Source organism: Kocuria sp. CPCC 205297 (assembly GCF_040981035.1).
Classification (GTDB): Bacteria; Actinomycetota; Actinomycetes; order Actinomycetales; family Micrococcaceae; genus Kocuria; species Kocuria marina.
Genome location: NZ_JAVKPY010000003.1, coordinates 201,028 through 226,577 on the forward strand (window position 1 = coordinate 201,028; position 25,550 = coordinate 226,577).

Annotated in this window: 18 protein-coding genes and 1 tRNA gene; 5 read left to right on the forward strand and 14 right to left on the reverse strand. The window is 69.2% G+C overall.

Going from position 1 to position 25,550, the window contains the following annotated elements; translation table 11 throughout:
* Nucleotides 1-85 precede the first annotated feature (85 nt).
* Nucleotides 86-535: an Rv3235 family protein gene (locus RF650_RS03935; protein WP_131332632.1), complete on the forward strand. Its 450-nt coding sequence runs from the start codon at nucleotides 86-88 to the stop codon at nucleotides 533-535.
* Between the two features lie 22 nt (nucleotides 536-557).
* Here the strand turns inward: RF650_RS03935 and secA are convergent, their stop codons facing one another.
* From secA to RF650_RS03985, 10 genes are all read right to left on the reverse strand, one after another.
* Nucleotides 558-3,338, reverse strand: a complete 2,781-nt coding sequence (gene secA, locus RF650_RS03940) for a preprotein translocase subunit SecA (RefSeq protein WP_311254093.1) — start codon at nucleotides 3,336-3,338, stop codon at nucleotides 558-560.
* A gap of 267 nt (nucleotides 3,339-3,605) precedes the next feature.
* The gene (gene raiA, locus RF650_RS03945) at nucleotides 3,606-4,310 is read right to left on the reverse strand and encodes a ribosome-associated translation inhibitor RaiA (protein ID WP_131332630.1); all 705 of its coding nucleotides are present in this window, start codon (nucleotides 4,308-4,310) and stop codon (nucleotides 3,606-3,608) included.
* 129 nt (nucleotides 4,311-4,439) lie between these two features.
* Nucleotides 4,440-5,279 (reverse strand): ComF family protein, encoded by an 840-nt coding sequence (locus RF650_RS03950; RefSeq protein WP_368814119.1) that lies wholly within the window; start codon nucleotides 5,277-5,279, stop codon nucleotides 4,440-4,442.
* 94 nt (nucleotides 5,280-5,373) lie between these two features.
* Nucleotides 5,374-7,164 (reverse strand): LpqB family beta-propeller domain-containing protein, encoded by a 1,791-nt coding sequence (locus tag RF650_RS03955; RefSeq protein ID WP_242670638.1) that lies wholly within the window; start codon nucleotides 7,162-7,164, stop codon nucleotides 5,374-5,376.
* The gene (gene mtrB / locus RF650_RS03960) at nucleotides 7,161-9,026 is read right to left on the reverse strand and encodes an MtrAB system histidine kinase MtrB (RefSeq protein ID WP_131332628.1); all 1,866 of its coding nucleotides are present in this window, start codon (nucleotides 9,024-9,026) and stop codon (nucleotides 7,161-7,163) included. The genes RF650_RS03955 and mtrB overlap by 4 nt, the downstream gene beginning before the upstream one ends.
* Nucleotides 9,023-9,709 carry an MtrAB system response regulator MtrA gene (gene mtrA, locus RF650_RS03965; protein ID WP_131332627.1) on the reverse strand — a complete coding sequence of 229 codons (687 nt, stop codon included), beginning with the start codon at nucleotides 9,707-9,709 and terminating at the stop codon, nucleotides 9,023-9,025. Before mtrA ends, mtrB begins: the two co-directional genes overlap by 4 nt.
* Before the next feature lie 85 nt (nucleotides 9,710-9,794).
* Entirely contained in the window at nucleotides 9,795-10,805 is a 1,011-nt protein-coding gene (locus RF650_RS03970; RefSeq protein ID WP_311254092.1) for a hypothetical protein, read from the reverse strand.
* Nucleotides 10,802-11,188 (reverse strand): chorismate mutase, encoded by a 387-nt coding sequence (locus tag RF650_RS03975; RefSeq protein WP_098053968.1) that lies wholly within the window; start codon nucleotides 11,186-11,188, stop codon nucleotides 10,802-10,804. Before RF650_RS03975 ends, RF650_RS03970 begins: the two co-directional genes overlap by 4 nt.
* A 68-nt stretch (nucleotides 11,189-11,256) precedes the next feature.
* On the reverse strand, nucleotides 11,257-12,411 hold the full coding sequence (mnmA, locus tag RF650_RS03980; protein ID WP_368814120.1) for a tRNA 2-thiouridine(34) synthase MnmA: 1,155 nt from the start codon (nucleotides 12,409-12,411) through the stop codon (nucleotides 11,257-11,259).
* 162 nt (nucleotides 12,412-12,573) lie between these two features.
* Nucleotides 12,574-13,803, reverse strand: a complete 1,230-nt coding sequence (locus RF650_RS03985; protein ID WP_368814121.1) for a cysteine desulfurase family protein — start codon at nucleotides 13,801-13,803, stop codon at nucleotides 12,574-12,576.
* Between the two features lie 159 nt (nucleotides 13,804-13,962).
* Here RF650_RS03985 and RF650_RS03990 point away from each other — a divergent pair, with 159 nt between their 5' ends.
* On the forward strand, nucleotides 13,963-14,427 hold the full coding sequence (locus tag RF650_RS03990; RefSeq protein ID WP_085107632.1) for a tRNA (cytidine(34)-2'-O)-methyltransferase: 465 nt from the start codon (nucleotides 13,963-13,965) through the stop codon (nucleotides 14,425-14,427).
* 95 nt (nucleotides 14,428-14,522) lie between these two features.
* Here RF650_RS03990 and RF650_RS03995 read toward each other — a convergent pair whose 3' ends face one another.
* On the reverse strand, nucleotides 14,523-15,989 hold the full coding sequence (locus tag RF650_RS03995; RefSeq protein WP_368814122.1) for a S1C family serine protease: 1,467 nt from the start codon (nucleotides 15,987-15,989) through the stop codon (nucleotides 14,523-14,525).
* A 286-nt stretch (nucleotides 15,990-16,275) separates the two neighbouring features.
* Between RF650_RS03995 and RF650_RS04000 the strand changes: the two genes are divergently transcribed.
* Both RF650_RS04000 and RF650_RS04005 read left to right on the forward strand, forming a co-directional pair.
* Nucleotides 16,276-18,291, forward strand: coding sequence for a TPM domain-containing protein (locus RF650_RS04000; protein WP_368814123.1), 2,016 nt, complete (start codon nucleotides 16,276-16,278; stop codon nucleotides 18,289-18,291).
* 79 nt (nucleotides 18,292-18,370) lie between these two features.
* Nucleotides 18,371-19,126 (forward strand): PspA/IM30 family protein, encoded by a 756-nt coding sequence (locus tag RF650_RS04005; protein ID WP_368814124.1) that lies wholly within the window; start codon nucleotides 18,371-18,373, stop codon nucleotides 19,124-19,126.
* 201 nt (nucleotides 19,127-19,327) lie between these two features.
* Here RF650_RS04005 and RF650_RS04010 read toward each other — a convergent pair.
* From RF650_RS04010 to RF650_RS04020, 3 genes are all read right to left on the reverse strand, one after another.
* A tRNA-Met gene (locus RF650_RS04010) sits at nucleotides 19,328-19,404 on the reverse strand.
* Between the two features lie 190 nt (nucleotides 19,405-19,594).
* Entirely contained in the window at nucleotides 19,595-22,573 is a 2,979-nt protein-coding gene (locus RF650_RS04015) for a UPF0182 family protein (RefSeq protein WP_368814125.1), read from the reverse strand.
* Nucleotides 22,574-22,680: 107 nt separating this feature from the next.
* A complete protein-coding gene (locus RF650_RS04020) occupies nucleotides 22,681-23,763 on the reverse strand; it encodes a PDZ domain-containing protein (protein WP_368814126.1) in 1,083 nt (360 codons plus the stop codon).
* A 277-nt stretch (nucleotides 23,764-24,040) separates the two neighbouring features.
* Here RF650_RS04020 and RF650_RS04025 point away from each other — a divergent pair, with 277 nt between their 5' ends.
* Complete coding sequence (locus RF650_RS04025; protein WP_368814127.1) at nucleotides 24,041-25,540, forward strand: zinc-dependent metalloprotease; 1,500 nt, start codon at nucleotides 24,041-24,043, stop codon at nucleotides 25,538-25,540.
* Nucleotides 25,541-25,550: the final 10 nt, after the last annotated feature.

A 25,550-nucleotide genomic window follows, 5' to 3' on the forward strand; every position in this document is an offset into this window, starting at 1 on the left:
GGGAACTCGCCTCGCGGCGGGGCCACAACCTCTCTCCATCGTCCCCGGGCCGTCCGGCCCACCCTTCGTCACCGAGGAGCACACCATGAGCATCGCCGTCCCCGAATCAGCACCCCGCACTCCCGCGGGCGGTTACACGTGGCGCCAGGACCGCACGGTGGCGGCCCTCACGGGCAAGAACGAGATGGAGCGGGTCGGCGCGATCGCCCGCAGCATCGGGCAAGCCGCGGTGGAGATCCTCGCGGGCACCCGCCCGGCGAACCAACTGTCCCGGTGGACGGAGCCTGAGGTCGTGGAACGCTTCACCCAGCGCGCGGCCATGCTCAAGCTCGTGCAGGAACAGTGCCCGGACCGGCGCGCCGTGTTCGAGGTGCACCGCGCCGCCCGGATCCGGCGGATCCGGGTGTGCAGCCCAGCCCCCGGGTGCTACGAGGCATCCCTCGTGGTGGAGGAATCCACCCGGGCGCGCGCCGTGGCGTTACGGATCGAGCGGATCGCGCGGCAGTGGCGGGTCACCCATCTGGAGGTCGGGTGATCTCGCCGGGTCCAGCCGGGCCTCAGCGCCGCTTGCCCCGCTTCGCCTTGCCGCTGGCCTTGGCGGACTTCCCCCGACGCTGGGCGCGGTTGGCCCCCTCGCCAGCGGAGGTGACACCGTCGGCATCCGAGGCCCCGTTCATCGTCGCCGGCTCGGTGTCCGCCGCAGGCTCGTCGTCGTCGGAGGACACCCGGGGCTCGGACTCCACGGCCGCGCTCGGCGTGCCGTCCTCGTCCGGGGCGGTGTACTGCAGGAACGCGGGACGCTGGGGCGTCGTGAGCTCCACGGCACCACCGTCCGCGCCGGTGCGCTGCTTGCGGACCTCCAGGTTGAACAGCGTCACCACGGTCTGCTCGCGGATGGCGGCCATCATCTCCTGGAACATGGCGTGGCCCTCGCGCTGGTACTCCACGAGCGGATCGCGCTGGGCCATGGCGCGCAGCCCGATCCCCTCCTTGAGGTAGTCCATCTCGTAGAGGTGCTCGGGCCAGCGCTGACCGATCACCGAGAGCAGGACCCGGCGCTCCAGGTTGCGCATGGCCTCGGAACCGAGTTCGTCCTCGCGTTCCTTGTAGGTGACCGCGGCGTCCGAGAGGATCTGCTCCTGGAGGAAGTCCGAGGTCAACCGCGGGCGGCCGCCCGCTTCCTCGAGGACCTCGTCGCGGGTCAGGGAGACGGGGTAGATGGCCCGCAGCGCGGTCCACAGCGCGTCCAGGTCCCAGTCCTCGGGGTGACCCGTCCCGGTGTGCTCCGTGATCACCGACGTGATGACCTCGTCCGTGAACTGCCGGATCTGATCTTCGATGTCGTCGCCCATGAGGATCCGCTTGCGATCCCGGTAGATCACGGCGCGCTGGCGGTTCAGGACGTCGTCGTACTTGAGCACGTTCTTGCGCTGCTCGGCGTTGCGCCCCTCCACCTGGTTCTGCGCGTTGGCGATACCGGAGGTGATCAAACGACCCGTCACGGGGACGTCGTCCGGGGCGATCGCCATGAGGCGCTGCGCCGCACCGGGGTTGAACAGGCGCATGAGGTCGTCCGACAGGGACAGGTAGAACCGGGATTCCCCCGGGTCCCCCTGACGACCGGACCGCCCGCGCAACTGGTTGTCGATCCGGCGGGACTCGTGGCGCTCCGTGCCCAGGACGTAGAGCCCCCCGGATTCGAGGACCTCCTCGTGTTCCGTCTTGGTCGAGGCCTCGCATTCCGCGAGGACGTCGGGCCACCGCGCCTCGTACTTCTCGGCATCGCGTTCGGGGTCCAGGCCGAGTTCGGCCATTTTCTCCACGGCGTTGAACTCGGCGTTACCACCCAGCATGATGTCGGTGCCTCGACCGGCCATGTTGGTGGCCACGGTGACCGCGCCCTTGCGGCCGGCCTGGGCCACGATCGCGGCCTCACGCGCGTGGTTCTTGGCGTTGAGCACCTCGTGGCGCACACCGCGCTTGGCCAGCAGACGGGAGAGGTACTCCGACTTCTCCACGGACGCAGTGCCCACGAGGACTGGCTGGCCCTTCTCGTGGCGATTCTCGATGTCCCGCACCACGGCGGCGTACTTGGTGGCCTCGTTCTTGTAGACCACGTCCCGCTTGTCCTCGCGGGCGATGCCGCGGTGCGGCGGGATGGCCACGACGCCAGTCTCGTACGTATTCATGAACTCGGCCGCCTCGGTCTGGGCCGTACCCGTCATGCCCGAGAGCTTGTCGTACAGACGGAAGTAGTTCTGCAGTGTGATGGTGGCCATCGTCTGGTTCTCGGGCTTGATCTCCACGCCCTCTTTGGCCTCGATGGCCTGGTGGACGCCCTCGTTGTAGCGCCGCCCGGAGAGCACTCGGCCGGTGTGCTCGTCCACGATCTTCACCTCGCCACCCGCGACGATGTAGTCCTTGTTCGCACGGAACAGTTCCTTGGCCTTGATCGCGTTGTTGAGGAACCCGATCAGCGGGGTGTTCTGCGACTCGTAGAGGTTGTCGATGCCGAGCCAGTCCTCGATCTTCTCGATCCCCGGTTCGAGCACGCCCACGGTGCGTTTCTTCTCGTCGACCTCGTAGTCGGCCTCCGGGTCGAGCTTCTGCACGACGGTCGCGAACTCGCGGTACCACCGGTTGGCCTCCCCGGAGGCCGGTCCGGAGATGATGAGCGGGGTCCGCGCCTCGTCGATGAGGATGGAGTCCACTTCGTCCACGATCGCGAAGTTGTGCCCGCGCTGGACGAGCTCCTCCTTGGACCAGGCCATGTTGTCCCGGAGGTAGTCGAAGCCGAACTCGTTGTTCGTGCCGTAGGTGATGTCCGCGGCGTACTGCTCACGCCGGGTCGCAGGGTCCTGACCGCTCAGGATCACGCCGGTCTCCAACCCCAGGAAACGGTAGACACGGCCCATGAGGTTGGCTTGATACTCGGCGAGGTAGTCGTTGACCGTGACCACGTGCACGCCCTTGCCCGCGAGCGCGTTGAGGTAGGCCGGCGCCGTGGCCACCAGGGTCTTGCCCTCACCGGTCTTCATCTCCGCGATGTAACCCAGGTGCAGAGCGGCACCGCCCATGATCTGGACGTCGAAGTGACGCTGACCTAGGGTGCGGGACGCCGCTTCCCGCACGGCCGCGAACGCCTCGGGAAGAAGCCGGTCCAGGGATTCGCCGCCCTCGATGCGCTCCCGGAACGAGTCGGTCTCGGCGCGCAGCTCGGCGTCGGAGAGTTCCTTGAAACTGTCCTCGAGGCTGTTGACGGCGTCGGCGTAAGTCCTCAGCCGCTTCAGGACCCGCTTGTCCCCAGTGCGAAGAACCTTTTCCAGGAATGACGCCACGTGTGTTCGCTCCTCCGAGATCAATGGTGGGCACCGGCAGGACATTGGGTGCACCGCCGAACAGTGTACGTGAGCCAGGCTGGACGCCGACCGCGTGCCACCGCGCCGGGCACCGGGTGGCCCCCGGACGGGTAGCCGCCGAATCCCCGATGCCCACTCGGCAGGCGCGGGACGGGCAACGACCAGGTTCCCGCTACCCGCTCGCCGGGCACGGGACGGGCCCGCGACGCGGTCGCGGGCCCGTCCTCGGTGCGGTGCTGTGAATACTCAGGAGGCCTCGGAGTTCGCGGTGTCTGGCTGGTAGGCCCGCGCCTTCTCCTCCCCGGAGCGTCCGTCATTGCTGAGACTGATCACCCCGTACTCCCACCCCTTACGGCGGTACACGGCGGAGGGTTCCTGGGTCTCCTTGTCCACGAACAGGAAGAAGTCGTGACCCACGAGCTCCATCCGGTCCACGGCCTCGTCCACGGTGATCTCGTGGGCGGGGAAGCGCTTGCGCCGGATCTCCACGGGGGTAGGGGGGTCGCTCAGGGGGTACTCGGTGCTGAAGGCCTCGTCCTCGGCCGCCGCGAGTTCTTCCTGGCTGGCATACGTGGGAGTCGGTCCCGAAGGGTCGACGGGCAGCGATCCCGTGGCCTCGTGCACGGCGATGGGCCTCTGGTGCCCGGTGCGGTGGACCTTACGGCGGTCACGCGCCCGACGCAACCGCTCCACGAGCTTGGCGTAGGCCTCGTCGAACGCCGCGAACTTGTCGTCGTTGCGTGATTCGGCGCGCACCAGGGGCCCGCGCCCCACGACGGTGATCTCCACCCGCATGCCCTGGTGGCCGGAAGCGGCGTGTTCCTTGGTGACCTTGACCTCGATGGATTGGACCTTGTCGCCGAGCTGCTGGAAGCGCTCGCTCTTCTCCTCGACGTATTCCTTGAATCGGTCCGGCAGGGTGACGTTGCGGCCTAGGATGTTCAGTTCCATGAGACCCTCCACATCTTGGGGATGACGCGGGATGTGCTGCTCTCCCACACGGGACACCTTCAATGCTTCCCGTGATCTAACGCTAGAGGAAACAACGGGGAAATTCATGGATGACGACATCCGATGTTCCTACGTTCTCTCCGGTGAACGCCCTACGCGCACCCCCGCGAGGGTCACGACCGCGGGCACCCTGGCCCCGGCCGCGGTCAGGGCGCGGACGGCCTCGGCGGCCGTGGCGCCCGTGGTGAGCACGTCGTCCACGACCACGCACGTGAGTCCCGACATGTCCCGAGCGCGCAGGCTCCCGCGTAGCGCCCGGGTGCGCTGGATCCTCCCGCGGCCCTTCTGGGTGCCGCTCCCGGCCACCGCGCGGTGCGTGAGGGCGGGTGCGATGTGCGACCGCGGGGGCAGGGCCGCGCCGCGCAGCAGGGTGGCGACCGGATCGAACCATCGACGCCGCCGCGCGCGGGCGCTCGTGGGCACCGGCACCAAGTACAGGGTGGGCCTGTCGTCGCCGAGCTCGCGCGCCACGGTCGCCAGGGCTGCCGAGAGCACGGCGGAGAGTACGGGAGCGAGGTCGGTACGGCCGCCGTTCTTGAAGGACAGCACGCACGAGGCGAGTTCGTGCTCGTACTCCCCCGCGACGACGACCCGCACACCGGACGCGGCGAGCGCCGCCGGGGGTGTCACCGGGTGCGGCCGGGCCGTGGCGCGGCGCAGCACGATCCGACACGCACGGCACAGTATGGCGCCCGGGGCGGCACACACCGCGCACGACACCGGTAACACCAGGTCCAGGGCCTGCGTGCACCACCCGCTGACGACCGCGGCCCGACGGTCCCACCGCGCGAGAACCGACGGGCGACGCCACGGTGCGCCGACGGTGCCACTGCCCGGAGCGGCGTCGTACAGCGCGGAACGAGGCACCGCCGAGGAGCGGTACGGAACGACGGGGCGGGAGCGGGTCATGGCACCAGTTCACGGTGCGCGGACGGTGTCCGTCCCCGGTACGGCAGACATGTGCAGCGCGCAGCGCACGGCGCACCCACTCAGGAACGGGTGCTCACCCCGCGAATGCGGTGTCCGTGACCTCTTCGCTCTGCAGCGCCCAGGAACTGCCCGTGAGCATGTAGAGCCGCCCGTCCGAGGCGCCGTACACCGCGGCGGACCCGTTGCCCCCGGCCAGGGAGGTCACCCCGGTCAGGGCAGGCAGCTCGTCCACCTTGCCCGCGATCGTGTACCGGCGGGGTTGCGCGTTGGTGTCCTGGTCCAGGGCACTGGACACGAACTCGTCCGGGCCGATCCACTGGGCGGTGTCCACGTCCACGCCCGTGGCCACGGCATTGCCCTTCGCGAGTTCGGTGGGTCTGCCGGAGGCGTCCCGCACCACGCCCGCGATCCACACGGTGGAACGCGTCGCGGCGGCGTCGGTCGTGACCACGAGCGCGCGGCTGCCCTCGCGGGAGATCCGCAGGGACGCCACGTGCTGGTCGTCGAGCCACGAGGCGGACACGGTGTCACCCTGCCCCTCCGACGACGCCCGCACGACCCGGACGGTCCCGGAGCGGTCCGCGCCCCACACCCACCCCAGGTTGTCGAAACTCGGCCGGGTGGGCTTGTACCCGGACCACCGCTGCCGGGGTTGCTGTCCGGGGGACACGGTGTAGACCGTGGAACCGGCGCTGTCCACAAACCCGAAGGCCCCGGCCTCCACGCCCATTCCCGGTTTGCTGAGCGTGACGCCCTCTGGCAGCGTGAGGTCCGGGATCAGCTCGGTCTGGCCGCCCTGGTAGAACGCGAGCTTGTTGTCGGAGACCCCGATCTGCCGGTTGGGGACGGTCACGGCCTGGATCGGGTCGTTGTCGCTGCCGCCGGAGGTGTCCACCGGGGCGTCGTTGATCCGCAGTTCGACGTCGTCCACGTTCGGGATGGTGCGCAGGGTGGCCCGCAGCTGTTGTTCCATCCGGCGTGCCTGGTTCACCTCCGCGGGGTCGAAGCTCGCGAGCGTGAGGTCCACCGCCGCGGTCCCCCCGGACACCGGCACGGCCGAACGGGACAGCGCGGTACCCTGCGGGATCGCACTGGTCACGGCATTGCCCAGATACGCGGCGGGCCCGCGCATGAGCGCGCGCACCGCCGCCGTGGAGGTCGTGGAGCGGGTCGCGAACCACCGCGGATCCGGAACGAGGTACTTGCTGTCCTGAGCCGAGTAGAAGTAGAGATTGGTGGGCGAAAAGATCTTCTCGAAGTCCGCTTGCGGGACCACCACGCCGTCGGGCGCCCGGGAGATCCGCCACTGCCCGTCCACCGAGGTGAGCACGAAATCCAGGACGCGTGTGCTGCCCGAGGGCTGCTTGGCGAGCACGCCGCTGGCACTGAGCTCCCCGCTGACCTCCATGCTCGTGCGGAATTCGCCGTCGTTGAGCCGCGGCACCGTGGTGGGCTCCCCCGAGTGGATGAGCACGCGGGTATCCGGCTTCCAGGTCGCGGCGAGCTGCGGTGTGAGGTACTGGCGGGCCACGGAGTAGTCGTCCTGCGCGCCCACCCCGGCGGCCAGGAACCCCTCCACAATCTCCTGGGCCGTGGCCCCCACCCGGGGCCCCTGGGGATTGAAGGGCATCGCGGACTGCTGGGTCTGCTCCGTAGGCTCGATCACCTTGTGCACGGGCCCGGACCGCGGCATGGCCCCGCACGCGGAGAGGGTCAGGCCCAGAACCATCGCGCACGCCAGGCCCGTGTGCCGCGCCCGACGCCGCGTGGTCCCGAACACGACGTCGCTCACCCGGTGCGTGTCCCCGACGGCCCGGATGGCATCCGCCCGATCACGGGTCCGATCGTGGTCTGCGGGATTCATGATTCCTCCGTCCGATCACGGTGTCGCGAGGCGCTCGAGCCCGTGCGCTCTTGTGCCGAGGCGTTCGCATCCGTCGTCGCGGCTGGCTCCCCGGCGGCCACGTCGGCGTCCGAAAAGTCCATGAGCAGCTGGCCCGTGTCCCGGTCCTCGCTCGGGCGCACGGCCGGGGCAGTGAGCTGCAACGAACCGGTGTCGGTGACCCGAGCGGTGGATTCGTTGTGCTGTTCCACGGGTGGCATGGGCAGCGGATTGGGCTGCTCTGGATCCAGCCCCTGGTTCCGCAGCAGGGGCAGGGTGAGCCGGAAGCACGCGCCATTGTCGGGTTCGGCCCACACCGTGAGCGCGCCCCCGTGCAACCGCGTGTCCTCCGTGGCGATCGCGAGCCCCAGGCCCGTACCGCCCACCGTGCGAGCGCGTGCGGGATCCCCGCGCCAGAACCGGTTGAAGACCTTGGTCGTCTGCTCCTCGGTCATCCCGATGCCGTGGTCGCGCACCGCCACGGACACACAGTTCTCGTTGGCGCCCACGTAGATGTCCACGGGCTTGCTCTCCCCGTGCTCGAGCGCGTTGGTCACGAGATTGCGCAGGATCCGGTCGATCCGCCGCTGGTCCATCTGCACCACGCAGCGGGTCAGGGTGGACCGCACCGTGAGCTCCGAACCGGATTCGAGCACGAGCGGCGCGCACGCCTCCACGACGTCGTAGATGACGGTGAAGATGTCCGTGGACGCCATGTCCAGGCGGGCCGCGCCGGCGTCGAACCGTGAAATCTCGAGCAGGTCCGAGAGCAACGAGTCGAAGCGGTCCACCTGGTTGTGCAGCAGCTCGGCGGAGCGCCGGTTGACGGGATCGAAGTCCTCGCGTGCATTGTAGAGCACCTCCGCGGCCATCTTCACAGTGGTCAAGGGCGTGCGCAGCTCGTGGGAGACGTCCGAGACGAAGGTCTGCTGCATGGACGAGAGTTGTTCGAGCTGGGTGATCTGCCCCTGGATGGAATCCGCCATGCGGTTGAACGAACGGCTCAACCGGGCGGCCTCGTTGCTGCCGTGGACCTCCATGCGCACGTCCAGGTCACCCTCGGACAACCGCTGCGACACGCGCGCCGTACTCGAGACCGGGCGCACCACTTCCCGGGTCACGTACCACACGATGGTTCCCACGAGCAGCAACAGCGCGACCATGGACAGCAACAGCACCGCGTGGATCGAGTCCAGGGTGGCCTGCGGGTCCGAGAAATCGTAGACGAAGTACAACCCGTAGCGAGAGTTCTGGTTGAGCTGGACTACGTCCCCGATCACGATGACCGGTTTCTCCGGCTCGTTCTCCGCCATGCGGACCGAGGCCGGTTGCCAGTACGTGCCGTCCCCATCGGCCACGCGCCGTTGCAGTTGTTGGGGCACGGTGGCAGAGGTCATCCACGCGCTCTCGGTCTGCACGCCCACGAACAACTGCCCCGCGCCCTGCTCCAGGGGGATCAGGATCCAGCGGTGGTCGGTGGTGCTCGTGTCCTGGCTCAGCCCGCCCAGCATGGAGTTGATCAGCGCCTGGACCTCGGTGCGGTCGGAGGCGTCGGAGGCGTCGAAGCTCGCCTGGGCGGTGCGGATGTCGCTGCGGGCCTCCTCGAGCACCTGGTCCAGGCGGTCGGTGAACAACCGGTCCGCGATCTGGTGGGACAGGAAGCTACCCGTGGCGAGGAACGCCACGGACGTGAGCGTGAGCGCCACGGCGATCGAGCGAAACTGCAGGGACTGCCGCCAGCGGCGGATGAGCATGCGCCGACCCAGCCGGATCCTGCGGAAGCGTTTGGGTGGACACCGCTCGGCGGGGCTGTGCGCCACGGGTCGCGCCGGGGCGGACGTCATTTATGCGCGTGTCCCCCGGCTTTGTAGCCGATCCCGCGCACCGTGAGGACCACCTCCGGGTTCTCCGGATCGCGTTCCACCTTGGAGCGCAACCGCTGCACGTGCACATTGACCAGGCGGTTGTCCGCGGCGTGGGGGTAGCCCCACACGTCACGCAGCAGCTCGTCCCGGCTGAACACCTGGTGCGGCGAGCGCGCCAGGGTCGCGAGCAGGTCGAACTCCAGCGGGGTCAGGAAAATCTCCTGCCCGGCCCGGGTCACGCTGTGCCCGGTCACGTCGATCACGATGTCCCCGAGCGTGATCTCCTGGGTGGCCCCGCGGTCCATAGGGCGCAGACGCGCCTTGACGCGGGCCACGAGCTCGGCGGGTTTGAAGGGCTTGGGGACGTAGTCGTCCGCGCCGGCCTCGAGCCCGCGCACCACGTCCGCGGTGTCGGACTTGGCGGTGAGCATCACGATCGGGATGTCCGACTCGGCGCGGATCTGCTGGCACACCTGGATCCCGTCCATGCCGGGGAGCATGAGGTCCAGGAGGATGAGGTCCGGTTCGGAGGCGCGGAACACGTCCCGGGCGCCGGCGCCGTCGTAGCAGTAGACGGGCTCGAAGTCCTCGGACGCGAGGATGATGCCGATCATTTCGGACAACGCGGCGTCGTCGTCCACCACCAGGATTCTTGCTTTCATGGCCCGCTTTCGCGCTCGTCCCTGACACCCGGAGCGGCCGGGATCGGCGTCCGTGTACGCCCTCGATTCTACGGCCTGGCCGGGCTCAACCCTCGTTGCACGCCTCGGTGAGCGCGCCGCCCAGGTGCGTCACCCGCCGCAGGGCGTCCGGCAGGTGCGGCGGGGTGAGCTCGCTGATCCGCGCCGACGGCGCCAGCACGGTTCCCAGCAACGCCGCCGGATCCATGCCCAGCTCACGCCACGGGCCCAGCACGCGCCCCACGAGCTCGGACACGGGCGTGCGCCCGGCCACAGGGACGGTGTCGAAACACAACCGCACCCCCGCCTCGTGCAGGGCCGCGAGGGGCTCCCACTGCTCGGTGGGCCCGTCCGGCAGACCAAGCACGGCGGCGTCCGCGCCGACCCGCGGGGTCCAGTCGATCCCGACGGCGCCCGCGTCCAGGACCACGGTCTCCACCCCCGTCGCACGGCACGCGGCCACGGCGTCCGAGAGCGTGGCGCGCAGTTCCTGGCGCGGCAGCGCACGCAGGGTGCGGTAGCCGCTCGCGGTCGGGATGCGCCCGGTCACCACGCGTTCCAGCTCTGGTTCCTCGAGCACCAGCACGACACCGCGCCCGTCCGTGTTGCGCCGCAGCACGGCCACGAGGTCCGCGACGCCCAAGCACCACGACTGCGCGAGATCACGGCGAGCGCCGGGATCCGACTGCAGCTTCTCCCCGTTGTGCACGTGGACGGTCGCCGCGAGGGAGACCGGGCCGAGCAGCGAGAAGGCGATCGGTCCGGTGTCCGCGCCGGATTCGGCGCCCAGGACGTCCGCGACCACGTTGAGGTCGCTCTCCAGTTGCCGGCGTGCACGGCGGGAGTCGTCTCCGGGGACACCGCTGATCCGCCACCCGTGGGGCTGCCGGTCCGCGTAGAGGGAATCGAGCACGGCGCACGTGCGGGCCGCGAGCTCGGCGTGCGGACCCCGCTCCGGCAGCAGCGGCACGGTGGCCAGGTGCGGTGCGCCCAGCTCGCCGCGCAGCACGGTGAACGTCTCGAGGAGGTCCGTACCCCGCAGGGAACGGGTGAGGGTCGCGGTGACTGCTTCGCTCATGCGTCGGTGCTGCGCTGGTGGTTTTCGGAAATGGCCTCGTGGTGGCGGATGACCTCGCTGATGATGAAGTTCAGGAACTTCTCCGCGAACTCGGGATCCAGGTGCGCGGCCTCCGCAAGTCGGCGCAACCGTTGGATTTGCGTCTTCTCGCGTTCGGGGTCCGAGGGCGGGAGGTCGTTCTCCGCCTTGAGCTTGCCCACCTGTTGGGTCGCCTTGAAGCGTTCGGCGAGCAGGTGCACGAGTGCGGCGTCGATGTTGTCGATCGTGCCGCGAATGGCTTCCAAGCGCGTCAACGCGCTGTCCGCGGGACGGTCGGTGCCCGGTGAATCGGCTCCCGATGAGTCGACGGGCGCGTGGTCGGCGGGGTCGGTGACTGCACTCATGCGTCCACTGTAATAGTGGCGCGCCCCGGCGCCCGGTCGTGTGGCGATCATGCCGCCCCACGTGGGGCTCAGGACGCGGCCGCGGCCGCGCGATCGGCGAAGGCGGCGTCGATGGTGGCCTGGCCCAGCACACGGGTGCCCTGGTAGAGCACCATGGTCTGCCCGGGGGCCACACCGCGCTGGGGCTCGTCGAGGCGCACGCACAACCGCTGCTGCCCGTCCTGCCGGGTGAGCCACGCGCGCGCCGGCGCGGGATCGCCGTGGGCGCGCACCTGGACCGTCACGGGGAACTCATCGGAGCGACCGTCCACGTCCTCGGCCATCGCCGCCACCTCGCGGGGCGGGAGCCCGGCCCACGACGGTCGGATGCCCTCCATGACGTCGACCGACAGCAGGGCCTCCGGCCCCACGACCACCTCGTTGGTCTTGGGCCGGATCTCCAGGACGAAGCGGGGCTTGCCGTCCGGGGCGGGCCGGCCGATGTGCAGACCCCGGCGCTGACCCACCGTGTAGGCGTGCGCGCCGCGGTGCTCACCGAGTTCGGTGCCCTGGGTGTCCACGATCCTCCCGGGGGCGAGCTCCATGTGGTCCTCGAGCCACCCGCGGGTGTCCCCGTCCGGGATGAAGCAGATGTCGTGCGAATCGGGTTTCTTGGCCACGGACAGCCCGCGTTCCTCAGCCTCGGCGCGCACCTGCGCCTTGGACGGGGTCTCGGCCAGGGGGAAGATCGCGTGCTCGAGCTGCCCGGCGGTGAGCACGCCCAGCACGTAGGACTGGTCCTTGGCCCAATCGGCCGCGCGGTGCAGTTCCTTGTGCCCGTCCGCATCCGTCACGACCTTGGCGTAGTGGCCCGTGCACACGGCGTCGAACCCCAGGGCGAGCGCTTTCTCGAGCAGGGCCGCGAACTTGATCTTCTCGTTGCAGCGCATGCACGGGTTGGGAGTACGCCCCGCAGCGTACTCGGCCACGAAGTCGTCCACGACGTCCGCCTGGAACCGTTCGGAGAAGTCCCACACGTAGTACGGGATCCCGAGCTTCTCGGCCGCGCGCCATGCATCCCGGGAGTCCTCGATCGTGCAACACCCCCGCGCGCCCGTGCGCAGCGTGCCCGGGGTGCGGGACAGCGCCAGGTGCACGCCCGTGACGTCGTGCCCCGCGTCCACGGCGCGCGCCGCGGCCACCGCCGAGTCCACACCGCCGCTCATCGCTGCCAGAACACGCACGTCAATTCCTCCAGGTCCGTCGAGGGTCGAAAATTGTGGGTCGAACCGGTTTAACAACCAGCGCGCCGCCGGGGCTATTCCCGACGGCGCCGCAGTACCCGACGACCCCGCCGTTCCTGACCCCGCCGTTCCCGGCCACTCCGCGGTTCCTGACGGCGCTGCTCAGGACGCGAAGCCCGGGACGTGCCCGGACAGCCCCGCGGTGTGGGCGCGGTCGTAGACCTCCCCCACGGCAGCCAGCACCGCGGTGACGTCGTCCGGCGTGCTCGAGTGTCCCAGGGAGAAGCGCTGGGCACCGCGCGCGGTCTCCTCGGGCACCCCCATGGCCAGCAACACGTGGGATGCGCGCGGGACGCCCGCGTTGCACGCCGAGCCCGTGGACAGCGCGACCCCCGCGGCGTCGAAGAGGAAGAGCATGGAATCGCCCTCGCACCCGGGGAACGTGAAGTGCGCGTTGCCCGGCAGCCGCGTGGGGTGCGCCCACTCGTCCTCGGGTGCGCCGGGCTCGGGCCCGCGCAGCACGGCCTGCGGGACCCGTTCGCGGATCCCCGCCACGAGGGTGTCGCGCAATCGTGCGCGACGCACGAACTCGGCGTGCGCATCACGCTGGGCGGCGTGCACTGCGGCACCGAACGCGGCCGCCCCCGCGGCGTTGACCGTGCCGGAACGCACGCTGCGCTCCTGGCCCCCGCCGAAACTCGTGGCGGCCAACGTCACCGTGCGGGGGGCGTACAGCGCGCCCACACCCATCGGACCGCCGAGCTTGTGTGCGGACACCGCAAGAGTGCTGATCCCGGGCAAGTGCGCGTCCACGGGCACCGCGCAGAACGCCTGCACGGCGTCCACGTGGAAGGACACCCCCGCCCGGTCGCACAGGGCCGCGAGCTCCGCGATCGGTTGCACCGTGCCGACCTCGTTGTTGGCCCACATCACGGTCACCAGGGCCAGCTCGTCTCCGCGGCGGTCGAGCAACTCCCGCAGGTCGTCGGGGTCCACCCGGCCGTCGGCATCGACCTCGAGCCACGCGAGCTCGGCGCCCTCGTGCGCGACGAGCCACTCGGCGGCCTCGGATACCGCGTGGTGTTCCACGGTGGACAGCGCGATCACGGTGCGACGCGAATCCGCGTCCCGGGCTGCCCGGAACAGCCCGAGCACGGCCATGTTGTCCGCTTCCGTCCCGCCGGATGTGAGGATGATCTCCACCGGTTCCGCGTTCAACGCCGCGGCCACGCTGTCCCGTCCGGTCTCCAGGGCCATGCGCGCGGAGCGCCCACCCGAGTGCAGGGACGCGGGGTTGCCGCCGCGTTGGGCCTGCGCCACGTAGGCCTCGACGGCCTCGGGCAGCATGTCGGTCGTGGCGGCGTGATCCATGTAGACGCGTGGTGTGGGCATGGGTCCAATTCTAGGCGCGCCCACCGCGGCCCTCCCTCGGCCGCGCACCTCCGGTGCGACCTCCCCCAGCGCACCACCGGTGAGCCCCCCGGCTGCGTCGATACAACGCCCCGCGCCCCGCCGGTGCCGTGCCGCACGGACGCGCCTACACTCGCAGCCATGCTGCATTTCGTCTTCCACACCCCCGAGATCCCCGGCAACACGGGAAACGCCATCCGCCTCGCGGCCTGTACGGGCGCGCGCCTGCACCTCGTGGAGCCCCTGGGCTTCACGTTCGGGGACGCCCACCTGCGCCGGGCGGGGTTGGACTACCACGATCTCGCGGTCATGGACGTGCACCCCAGCGTGGAAGCACTGTGGGACGCGCTCGGGGACGCCCGGGTCCTCGCGTTCACGTCCCACTCGAGCACCCGCCACACGGACGTGGCCTACCAGGACGGGGACGTTCTGCTCTTCGGCCGCGAGTCCACGGGGCTGCCCACCGATGTCCTCGAGGACGAGCACGTCACCGAACACGTCCGGATCCCCATGCTGCCCGGGCGCCGCTCCCTCAACCTCGCCAACTCCGCGTCCATCGCACTCTACGAGGCCTGGCGGCAGTTGGGCTTCCCCGACGGCGTGTGATCCCGCCACGACGACGGCGCTCGCGGGTACCGTGCGTATGCACACCCTGCGAGCGCCGTTGTGAACGCCGTCGGCGCGGCCGGAGCCGGGGGCGCCTACTTGCCCGATTGCTCGGCGGCGTTGCCCACCCTGACCTTGGCCGTGTGCTCGTCCCCGCCGCGCCGGTAGGTGACCTCCGCCTCCGTCCCGGCCGCGAGTTCCCGCACGCCGGCGGTGAGAGCGTCCGCGTCCGTGATGCGCTTGCCGTTGAACTGCGTGATCACGTCGTTCGCGCGCAACCCGGTGTCCGCGGCCGGGGAGCCGTCCTGCACGCTACGCACGAGGGCACCCGAGGAGAACTGCTCCGAGTTGCTCCCGGACGGCGTGTAGGCGGAGACGGACGCGCCCAGGTAGCCGTGCGTGGCCTTGCCGTCCTTGATGATCTCGTCCGCGACCCGCTTGGCCGTATTGGACGGGATCGAGAATCCCACCCCGATGTTCCCCGAACTGGAGGAGTCGTTCGAGGAGGACCCCGCCGCCGAGGCGATCGCCACGTTGATGCCGATCACCTGACCGCTCGAGTTCACGAGCGCGCCGCCCGAGTTGCCGGGGTTGATCGCCGCGTCCGTCTGCAGGACGTTGAGGTAGACGCTCGACTTCGCGGACCGCGAGCCCGACTGCCCGTTGTCCGGGAAGTTGAAGAAGAAGTCCTGCCCGCCGCCGCCCTGCTGGGAGTCCTCTGGGGTCTCCTGCGCCGCTGAGGAGGCGACGGCGATCGTCCGGTTGAGCGTGGAGACGATGCCGTCCGTGACGGTCCCGCTCAGTCCGAGCGGTGAGCCGATCGCGATCGCGGTGTCCCCCACGTTGAGCTTGCTCGAATCCCCGAATTCCGCGGGCGTAAGACCGCTCGGGTCCACCTTGATCACCGCGAGGTCCGATTCGGGGTCCGTGCCCACGAGGCTGGCCTTGCGCACGGAACCGTCCGAGGTCTGGACCTCCAGGTTGGCATCCGAGCTCGCGCCGTCCAGCGTGACCACGTGGGTGTTGGTGAGGATGTGTCCTTGATCGTCCAAGATCACACCGGACCCCGTCCCCGCGCGGCCCCCGGCGGACGCGGAGATCGTCACCACGGACGGGGAGGCCTTGTGGGTGGCCCCCGTGATCTGGTTGACCGATTCCGTGTTGTTCACGATCACCGGGGAGCTGTTGCCCGCCGCGGACACGCCGTTGTTCTCGGCGAGGGCGCCGGTCCCCACCGCGGTCCCCGCACCGATCAGCCCTGCGAGCACCATCCCGGCGACCAGGGCACCCGCCGAGAACTTGCGCTTGGGCGTCGTGGCGGTCGCAGCACCACCGACCGGTTGCGACGCCGCGGTGTAGCCGTCCTGACCACCGGAATAGGTGCCGTACTGGTAACCCCCGGTGGCGCCGGGGTGTTCGCCCGCGGGCGGGATGGGTTGGGTGTCCTGCGCGTGCCACGGCGAACCCTGGCCGGCCCCCTCCGTCCCGGAGCCGTACTGGCCGTACCGGGGCACGGGACGCTGGGGATCGCCGCCCGCACGGGGGTCATAGGAATCGGCCATGTTCTCTCCTTCAGGACTGTGACAGGACGTCGAGGGATCGTGTGTCTGGACGCGGATACCGGGACCCGCCCGGCGGCTTCCGGTGGCCCAGTATGCCCGGGCGTACTGAGCCGCGGCTGTGAGAACTGGCCGATTCCTGCACGTTGTCTGGCGATCTCCGGGACGCTCGCTGATCTCGTGACCGCATTGTCCGTTCAGCGTAGTCTGTGACTCAGACGACCATCATGTCCCGGGGACGATCCCCGGGCGGGCGTCCGCCGGGCTGAGATCGATTGGAACGAGGGTCATGAATTCACACACCGTTTGGCGCCGCGCTGTTTCCGCGACCGTACTCTCGGGAGTGTGCTTGTTCGCGGCGCCCGCCGCCCTGGCCGAGCCCCCTCAGCAGGTGGACCCCGGCACACGGATCGTGGATTCGGCCAACGTCCTGGGCAACACGTCGCAGTTGCAGGACGAGATCAACAGGGTCGCCAGCGAACACAACATCACGCTCTACGTGGTGTACGTGGACCGATTCACGAACCCCACCGATCCCGGTCAGTGGGTCCAGGACTTCGCCCGGAACAACGGTTTCGGGACCAACGACGCCGTGCTCACCGTGGCCACCGAGACCCGCCAGGCGCGGTTCGTGGCCAACTCGGCGGGTCCCCTGTCCCGCTCGGACACCCAGGAGATCTACGACGAGAACATCGTCCCGGCCCTGCGCAACGGCAACTGGGACGCCGCCGCCCAGGGTGCCGTGAAGGGGATCGACTCGAAACTCGGCGGGGTGAGCCTGAACGGGGCCGGCGGTGTGGTCGGCGGGGTCGTGGTGCTCGGCGGGCTCGCGGCTGCGGGCGTGGGCGTCGCGTCGCTCATGCGCGGGCGGCGTCGTCGTGCAAATGCACCCCAGGCCCCGGAACCGCACAACGGCAGCAGCGCGCCGCAGCGACCGCTCGTGCCCCTGCCCGAGCTGCACAAGCGCGCGGGTTCGGCGCTCGTGGAGGCGGACAACGCGATCCAGCATTCCGAGCAGGAACTCACCTTCGCGCAGCTGCAGTACGGCCGCGAGCAGACCCAGCCGTTCGAGCACGCGCTCGCGCGGGCCAAGGAGCATATGCGCGCGTCCTTCGAGCTGCAGCAGAAGCTCGAGGACCACATCCCGGACACCGAGGCGGACCAGCGCGCGTGGCTCGGGGAAATCATCGAGCGCTCCAACCAGGCGCGCGGCTCCCTTGCGGAACAGGAACAGAACTTCTCACAGTTGCGTCAACTCGAGACCCGCGCCCCCGAGGCGCTCGAGGACGTGCGCCACGCCGTGGCCGGTGTCCAGCCGCGCCTGCAGGACGCCGAGTCCTTGCTCGTCTCGCTGCACGCAACGTACGACGACGCCGCTCTGGCCCCCGTGCGGGACAACGGCGAGCAGGCGCGCGAACGCCTCGAGTTCGCCGACTCCGCGATCACCCAGGCCCAACAGCACCTGGACGCGGGACAGGTTTCCCAGGCCGTGCTCAACATCCGAGCCGCCGAGGAGGCGCAGGGCCAGGCCGAGGGTCTGATCACCTCGGTGGAGAACGCCCGCCGGGAACTGGCCAAGGCCGAGGAGTCCCTCAAGGACGCCGTGAGCATCGCCCAACGGGACGTCGCCGAGGCCGAGGGACTGGTCCAGCAGGGCTCCCGTCCCGAGCTCGCGGGTGCCGCCGCCGGGGTGCGCTCCGTGCTGCAGACCGTGACCCAGAACATGCGTTCCGGGCGCTACGACCCCATGGGCTCCGCCCGCCGGCTCGCGCAGGCCAAGGCCGAGCTCGACAAGGGCCTGGACGACGTCCGGAGCGCGAACGACCGCGCCCGCTCCGCGCGCGAGACCCTGTCCCACGCGCTCGTGAGCGCGCAGGCGAGCCTGACCACCGCGTCCGACTACGTGTGGGCGCGCCGCGGCGGTGTGGGCGCCCGCGCGCGCACCGAACTCGCGGAGGCCGAACGCCACCTGGAGATCGCGCAGCAACTACAGAACTCTGATCCCGAGCGAGCACTCAACGAGGCCAACCAGTCCATCCGCCTCGCGGACTCCGCACAGCGCTCCGCACAGACGGACGTGGACGAGTTCTACAACTCTCCCATGGGCTACGGCGGCATGGGTTACGGCCGGCGTAGCAACGGCCTCGGTGGTGCCATGCTCGGCGGGATCCTGCTGGGCGGGATCCTCAACGGCGGCATCGGCGGGGGCCACTACGGCGGCGGAGGCGGTGACTTCGGCGGCGGTTTCGGCGGCGGAGGCGGCGATTTCGGTGGCTTCGACGGCGGTGTGGGCGGGAACTTCTGACCCCCTCCGGGTGAGCGACGCACCCGCCGCCCCGTGACAGATTTCAGTTTTGTCCGAGATACGAGAAGAGGAGAACACCATGTCCAAACAGTCCATTTTCGGGCGGATCGCTCAGCTGGCCAAGGCGAACATCAACGCGATGATCGATTCCGCGGAGGACCCCCAGAAGATGCTGGATCAGATGGTCCGCGACTACACCGAGAACATCCGCGAGGCGGAGTCCGCCGTGGCCCAGACCATCGGTAACCTCCGCTTGCTCGAGAAGGACCACGCCGAGGACGTCCAGGAGGCCGCCCAGTGGGGCAACAAGGCACTGGCCGCGTCCAACAAGGCGGAAGAGTTCCGTTCGTCGGGCAAGGAGAGCGAGGCCCAGAAGTTCGACAACCTCGCCAAGGTCGCGCTGCAACGTCAGATCCAGTCCGAGAGCGAGGCCCGCGGGGTCGAACCCCAGATCGCGTCCCAGACCGAGATCGTGGAGAAGCTCAAGGACGGGCTCAACACCATGCGTGGTAAGCTCCAGGAGCTCTCCGCCAAGCGTGACGAGCTGGCCGCTCGCCAGAAGACCGTCCAGGCCCAGGCGCAGGTGCAGGACTCCCTCAAGGCGTTCGACGTCATGGACCCCACGAGCGAGGTCTCCCGGTTCGAGGACAAGATCCGCCGCGAGGAGGCTCGCGTGGCCGGCCAGCAGGAGCTCGCCGATTCCTCCCTGGACCGCCAGTTCGAGGCGCTCGAGGACATGGGTCAGCAAACCGAGATCGAGGCGCGGCTCGCGGCGCTCAAGGCCGGCAACGCCACCAAGGACGGCGAGAAGATTGTGTCCTCCGAGGAAGTCTGAGTCACTTCCGGGGCTGCCGGTGTGGTGGCCGCAGCATTCAGGGCGTCATCCCGCGGCTGAGCAGACACCCCCGGCGTGAGCTGACGTGGAGCAAACGCGGCATCGCCTGCTGCGTTTGCTCCACTGCTTGTCGCGAAGTAACCCCGGACATGTGTCCGGACATGCCAGAAGCCCGGTTTCCTGGGAAACCGGGCTTCTTCGTGGTTGCGGGGGCAAGATTTGAACTTGCGACCTCTGGGTTATGAGCCCAGCGAGCTACCGAACTGCTCCACCCCGCGGCGACGTCCTCAACTATACGGAGGGTGAACGGATCGTGCAAATCGGGTGTCCCCCGGCGCGGATCCGCACGGGACAGCGCCCCGATGGCGAGGGGCGGTGAGGACAGGGGCGGCGACAAGGGGGGACGGTGATAGCGAAGGGCGGTGACCGGGAGAACCCGATCACCGCCCTTCGGGCGTCTCCCCTGGATTACGGGGTGGCGCCGTCCTGACGCATGGCCTCGTCGATGGCCTGCTTCAGCCGGTCCTGGGCCTCGCCGTACTGCGTCCAGTCACCGTCCCGGCGTGCTCGATCCGCTTCCTGCATGGCCTGGTTGGCGTTGTCCAGAGCCTGCTGCAGGGACGTGGAGCGCGGCGACGGGGTCCCGGAGGGCTGCGGCGAGGGGCTGGCCGACGCGCCGTCGTCCACCGCGCCGGTGCGCCCGCCGCCGCCCTGGGCGGCCTCCGCGGCCTGGTCGTTCACGCCGGCCCCGGTGTCCGTGGTGGCACCGGAGTTACCGCTGAAAACCTCATCCAGAGCGCCGTCGAGCGTGGGGGCGAATCCGACCTTCTCACCGAAGCCCACGAGGACGCGGCGCAGGGTGGGGTAGGCGGCATCGCCGGAGGACTGCACGTACACGGGCTGGACGTAGAGCATGCCCCCGCCCGCGGGCAGTGTCAGCAGGTTGCCGTTGATGACCTCGGACGCACCCTGACGCAGCAGGTTCAGCTCCTGGGACACATCCGTGTCCGAGTTGAACAGGTTCTGCGCCTGGCCCGGACCGGGCACCACAGAGGAGCGCGGCAGTTCGAGCAGCCTCAGCTTGCCGTAGTCCTCGCTCTTGACGCCGTCCTCACCCGTCCCGGCGTCCGCGTTGGCGGAGAGGTACCCGTACATCACGTTACGGGTATTGCCGGACTCGTTCTGCTGCGGGATGAAGGACGAGGTGAGCGAGAAGTTCGCCTTGTCCTCACCCGGCATGCGCATGGAGAGGTAGTACGGCGGCTGCGGGACGTCCTGGTTCTGCTGGGTGGGGTCGTTGGGCACGGACCACACGTCGTCGCTCGCGTAGAAGCTGTTCGCGTCCGTGACGTGGTAGCGGTTGAGCAGCTCACGCTGGACCTTGAACATGTCTTCGGGGTAGCGCACATGGGCCATGAGGTCCGCGGACATCTCCGAGTACGGCTTGAGCGTGTTCGGGAAGACCTTCTGCCACGACTTCAGGACGGGGTCCTGGTCGTCCCACGCGTAGAGATCCACGGAACCGTCGTAGGCGTTGACCGTGGCCTTGACCGAGTTACGGATGTAGTTCACACGCTCGGGCGGCAACGCAGCGGCGGTGCCCTGCGCGGTCTGGGTGTCCTGGGTGGCGTCCTGGAGCACGGACGGCGTGGAGTACGGGTAGGACGCCGCCGTGGTGTAGGCGTCCACGATCCACACGACCTTGTTGTCCACGATCGCCGGGTACGGGTTGCCGTCCACCGTGAGGTAGGGGGCCACCTTCTCCACCCGCTCACGCGGGTTGCGGTCGTAGAGGATCTGGGACTCCGGGCGCACCGCGTCCGAGAGCAGCATGTCCGTGGACTGGAACTTGATGGAGTAGGACAGCTTGTTAAACCAGTTGCCCACGGTGGGGCCGCCATTGCCGGCGAACGTGGTCTTGGCGTCCTGGGCGTCCCCGTCATTGGTCTGGGGGCGGTCCAGCTCGAGCGGCGGGTCCTCAGGGGAGCCACCCACGATCGAGTACTCGGGCGAGTTCTTCCCGAAGTAGATCCGCGGCTCGTAGTCGTTGGAGATCTCACCGCGGGACGGGATCCCGGCCTGCATGAATTGGGGCTTGCCGTCCGACTGCACGCGGGAGCCGTACGCGGCCACCACGCCGTAGCCGTGGGTGTAGACCACCGACTGGTTGTACCAGCCCTGGATCTGGTCCGGGTTCAGTTCACGGGTCGCGATGACCGTGTCCTGGGTCTGCCCGTCGATCCTGTAGCGGTCCACGTTGAGCATGTCGGAGAACTGGTAGTACGGCCGGAACTGCTGCAGCTGGGCGAACGCGGAGGAGACCACGTTGGGGTCCAGCAGACGGATGTTGGAGGTGGTCTCCGTGTCCTGGCGCAGCGCACCCTGTTCGGTCTGGGTCGTGGCGTCGTACGGGGTGACCTCGGTGTTGTCCAGACCGTAGGCCTGCCGGGTCATGGTGATGTTGCGCTGGATGTACTCGTTCTCGAGCGCCTGCTCCGTGGGGGTCACCTGGAAGCGCTGGATGGCCCACGGGTAGAGCCCACCGGCCACCACGGCCACGACCACGAGCATTGCGGCACCGATCAGAGGCAGCTTCCAACGGCCGATGAACCCGGCCACCACGAACAGGATGGCCACCAGGACGGCGGCGATCGCCAGGATGCCCTTGGTGGGGATCACGGCGTTGACGTCGGTGTACAGCGCACCTGTCCACTTGCCCGAGTTGGAGGTCAGGGTCGCGTAGCGGTCCAGCCAGAAGTTCACGGCCTGCAGCGCGAGGAACGCGGCCACGATGGAGCCCAGGTGCACGCGGGAGGAACGGGTCGTGGCGATCCCGCGTTCATGGATGCGGATCCCGCCGTAGACGTAGTGCATGAGCAGCCCGGCCACACCGGCGAGCAGCAGGGCGGTGACCAGGAAGCCGATCAGCAGCCGCAGGAACGGGAGGGTGAACACGTAGAAGCCCAGGTCCAGGTCGAACTGGGGGTCGGTCTGCCCGAAGGGTTCCTGGTTGAAGAACAGCAGCACGGTCTGCCACTGGGACGTGATCGTGGAGGCGGCGAACAGTCCGAAGATCACCGGCACGGCCACCATGACGATCTTGCGCACGGGGTCCAGCGCCTGCTGGTACTTCTGCATGTTGTCGCTGACCTGGCCGGTGTCCCGGGGGCGGTTGCGGTACGCGAGCCACAGGCTCAGGAATATGAGCGTGGCCACGATCACGGCGGAGATGATGAACAGACCGATCATCGCGAGGTTACGGGTGACGAACACCCGCAGGTAGCCGAGCTGCTCGAACCAGAGGATGTTCGTGTAGACCTGGGTGAACCCCACGAACAGGGCGATGAGGACCACCACCGCGATCACCGTGGGCAACAGGGCCCCGTGTTTCTTGCGGCCCGCTGCGGACTCGCTGGATGGACGTGGGGATGTGGATCCGGCGGTCACTGAATACCTCTGAATTCCCTGGGCACGGATGATGATCTGTCAATGATCAGTGTCCACCCTATTGTGCTGGCCCCCGTCGCGGCATGCAATTTCACCGCCTCGGGATGTCACCGGGTGCCGCAGGAAGGCAGCTCCACGACCGATCCGGACGCCGCTTTTTCGACCCCTTCCACAGCATCTCCCAGTGTCTTCACCTCGATCACCGTGAGACCATCCGGGACGTGCCCGGCCACCTCACCGCAATTGTCCGAGGGGGCCAGGAAGTACGTGGCACCGGACTCCGCTGCGCCCTGCAATTTCTGTCGGATCCCGCCGATGGGACCGACATTCCCGTCCACCGAGATCGTTCCGGTACCCGCGATGTGTTCGTCGCCCGCCATCGATCCGGGGGTCAGTTCCTCGATGATCCCCAGCGCGAACATCATCCCGGCGCTGGGTCCACCCACCTGGTCCAGTTGGAAGTCCACGTCCACGGGGAACTCGTATTTCGGTACGAGGTACACGCCGAGCTGCCACCGCTGCGAGTCCTCGTCCCGGGTCAGCTTCACGTGTTCGGTGACCGTCCTGCCGTCCCGGCGCACGACGACGTCCGCTCCCCGCTCCCCCGCGGCGTCGAGTTGCTCGCGCAACAGCTCGAGCGAGGTGACTTGCGTGCCGTTCACGGAGAGGATCCGGTCCTCGGCCCGCAGGACACCGTCCGCGGCGCCGCCGGGGATCACGGCGTGCACGGTCAGGGTGGTTGTGAACGGCTTGCCCAGGTGGTTCAGCGCGGCCGCCACGGAGTCCTCCTGGGAGGTGACCATGGCCGCGGCGTTGGACTCGTCCACCTGCTGGCCCGTGGTGTCCGGCGGGTAAAGGGTGTCCTCCGGGATCACGGCATCGGAGGGATCCAACCAGCCCAGCAGCGCGTTGATGGAGTTGAGCCGCCCGGAGGGTCCGCCCGTGACGTACACGGTGGTCAGGTCCAACCGGCCGTCGCTCGGGTAGGTCGGGGCGCCCGTGATCTTGACGAGCTGCTTGTCGTCGTGGCTGCCCACGGTGTTGAACGTGGGTCCGGCGGATTCCACGACGTACGGCGCGGGCAGCACCACGCCCGCGAGCAGCAGCACCGTGGTCCCCGCGAGCGCGACCGACGGCAACGACCGGCGGCGGAGGAATCCGCGCCGCGCCCCCTTCTGCTCACCCGTCACGTCGCTTCCTCTCCACGGCCTCCAGGACCGTCCCAGCGTACTCGGCCCACCCTGGGAAGGTCCCGCGCACACCGTCTGGGGCGTACGTCGCACGCCCTCGTGGAAGGTTCGAAGACGCCGCACGGCCGGGGACGGCGGCGTCGCCCGCTCCCGGTGAACGGGCGCCCGGAGGATACCTGAGCCATCAGCGAACTGGGCGCGCACGCGGTGGTTCGGGCCCGGGGCGGACGGCTAGGGTTTGAGCAGTCCTAGATCCTCCACGACGATTGGCGGTCCCATGCCTTCGAACCCTCCGAACGACGAGAACGGCGAGAACCCCAAGGACCCGTTCCAGGAGATGTTCGAGCGTCTGCTGGGGTCCGGGAACATGAAGCCCGGTGACATGTCGGCCGGTATGCCCGTGGACCCGCAGGCCATGTCCATGATGTTCCAGCAGATCCAGTCCATGATGAGTTCGACCTCCTCGGGGGAGCCCATCAACTGGGAGCTCGCCAACCAGCACGCCCGTCAGGTGGCCGCGCAGAAGGGCGACGCGTCCGTCTCGGCGAAGCAGAAGGGCGCCGTGAACGATGCCATGAAGCTCGCGGACCTGTGGCTCACGGACAACACCGCGTTCGGCGAAGCCCCCGTGCTGCCGTCCGCGTGGGCGCGCGCCGAGTGGATCGAGGCCACGTGGGAGACCTGGAAGGAGATGACCACCCCGGTGGCCACCTCCGTGTCCAAGGCCATGTCCGACGCCCTGACCCAGCAGTTGCCCCCCGAGCTCTCCCAGGCCATGGGCGGGGCGGACCTGTCCGGGATGCTCTCCGGCGCGGGCTCCATGATGTTCGGGATGCAGCTGGGACAGGCCGTGGGTGCGCTCTCGTGCGAGGTGCTGTCCTCCACGGACGTGGGCATCCCCCTGGCCAAGGACCGCTGCGCGCTCGTGCCGTCCAACGTGGCCGAGTTCAGCGAGGGGCTGGACCTGCCGGCCTCGGACGTGATGCTGTACGTGGCCATCCGCGAGGCCGCCCACACGCGTTTGTTCCACGGTGTGCCGTGGTTGCGCCAGTACGTGCTGGACCTGATCACGGCGTTCGCGTCCGAGATCCACATCGACATGGACCGGATCGAGTCCATCGCCCAGGAACTCGACCCCTCCGACCCCTCGGGCATCCAGGACGCGCTGGCCTCCGGCGTGTTCAGCCCCGAGATGACCCCGCGCCAGGAGGCCACACTCGCCAAGCTCGAGACGGTCCTCGCGCTCGTGGAGGGTTGGGTCAACCGCGTCACCGTGGCCTCCACCGCCAACATCCCCTCCGCCGCCGCCCTCACCGAGATGATGGCCCGACGCCGCGCCGAGGGCGGGCCCGCCGAGCGCACCTTCGGTTCCCTCGTGGGTCTCGAACTGCGCCCCCGCCGATTGCGTGAGGCAGCGACCTTCTGGGGCTACGTGGAGGAACAGCGCGGGATCACCGAGCGCGACAGCCTCTGGGAGTCCCCCGAGCTGCTGCCCACCAACGAGGACCTCGACGATCCCCAGGGCTTCGAGGAGCGCCGCGGGCTGCTCACGGCCAGCGACGAGGAGATGGACGCCGCCCTGGAGAAGCTGCTGGCCGGCGGGTACGAGGACGGCCGGCAGGCCCCGGGGGGCGCGAGTTCCACCGGCCAGGCCTCCGCGGACGCGGAGCAGGGTGCGTCCGGGGAGACGTCGCCTGGACGCGAGCCGGGTGAGAGCACGGGCACTGCCGGCGACGACGACCAGGACGATCCCGACACCACGCGGGACGAGGACTGATCGTGGGCGG

Coding starts and splice junctions, on each gene's coding strand:
- RF650_RS03935 (WP_131332632.1), top strand. CDS start 86: ATGAGCATCGCCGTCCCCGAATCAGCACCCCGCACTCCCGCGGGCGGT.
- raiA (WP_131332630.1), bottom strand. CDS start 4,310: ATGGAACTGAACATCCTAGGCCGCAACGTCACCCTGCCGGACCGATTC.
- RF650_RS03950 (WP_368814119.1), bottom strand. CDS start 5,279: ATGACCCGCTCCCGCCCCGTCGTTCCGTACCGCTCCTCGGCGGTGCCT.
- RF650_RS03955 (WP_242670638.1), bottom strand. CDS start 7,164: ATGAATCCCGCAGACCACGATCGGACCCGTGATCGGGCGGATGCCATC.
- mtrB (WP_131332628.1), bottom strand. CDS start 9,026: ATGACGTCCGCCCCGGCGCGACCCGTGGCGCACAGCCCCGCCGAGCGG.
- mtrA (WP_131332627.1), bottom strand. CDS start 9,709: ATGAAAGCAAGAATCCTGGTGGTGGACGACGACGCCGCGTTGTCCGAA.
- RF650_RS03970 (WP_311254092.1), bottom strand. CDS start 10,805: ATGAGCGAAGCAGTCACCGCGACCCTCACCCGTTCCCTGCGGGGTACG.
- RF650_RS03975 (WP_098053968.1), bottom strand. CDS start 11,188: ATGAGTGCAGTCACCGACCCCGCCGACCACGCGCCCGTCGACTCATCG.
- RF650_RS03985 (WP_368814121.1), bottom strand. CDS start 13,803: ATGCCCACACCACGCGTCTACATGGATCACGCCGCCACGACCGACATG.
- RF650_RS03990 (WP_085107632.1), top strand. CDS start 13,963: ATGCTGCATTTCGTCTTCCACACCCCCGAGATCCCCGGCAACACGGGA.
- RF650_RS03995 (WP_368814122.1), bottom strand. CDS start 15,989: ATGGCCGATTCCTATGACCCCCGTGCGGGCGGCGATCCCCAGCGTCCC.
- RF650_RS04000 (WP_368814123.1), top strand. CDS start 16,276: ATGAATTCACACACCGTTTGGCGCCGCGCTGTTTCCGCGACCGTACTC.
- RF650_RS04005 (WP_368814124.1), top strand. CDS start 18,371: ATGTCCAAACAGTCCATTTTCGGGCGGATCGCTCAGCTGGCCAAGGCG.
- RF650_RS04025 (WP_368814127.1), top strand. CDS start 24,041: ATGCCTTCGAACCCTCCGAACGACGAGAACGGCGAGAACCCCAAGGAC.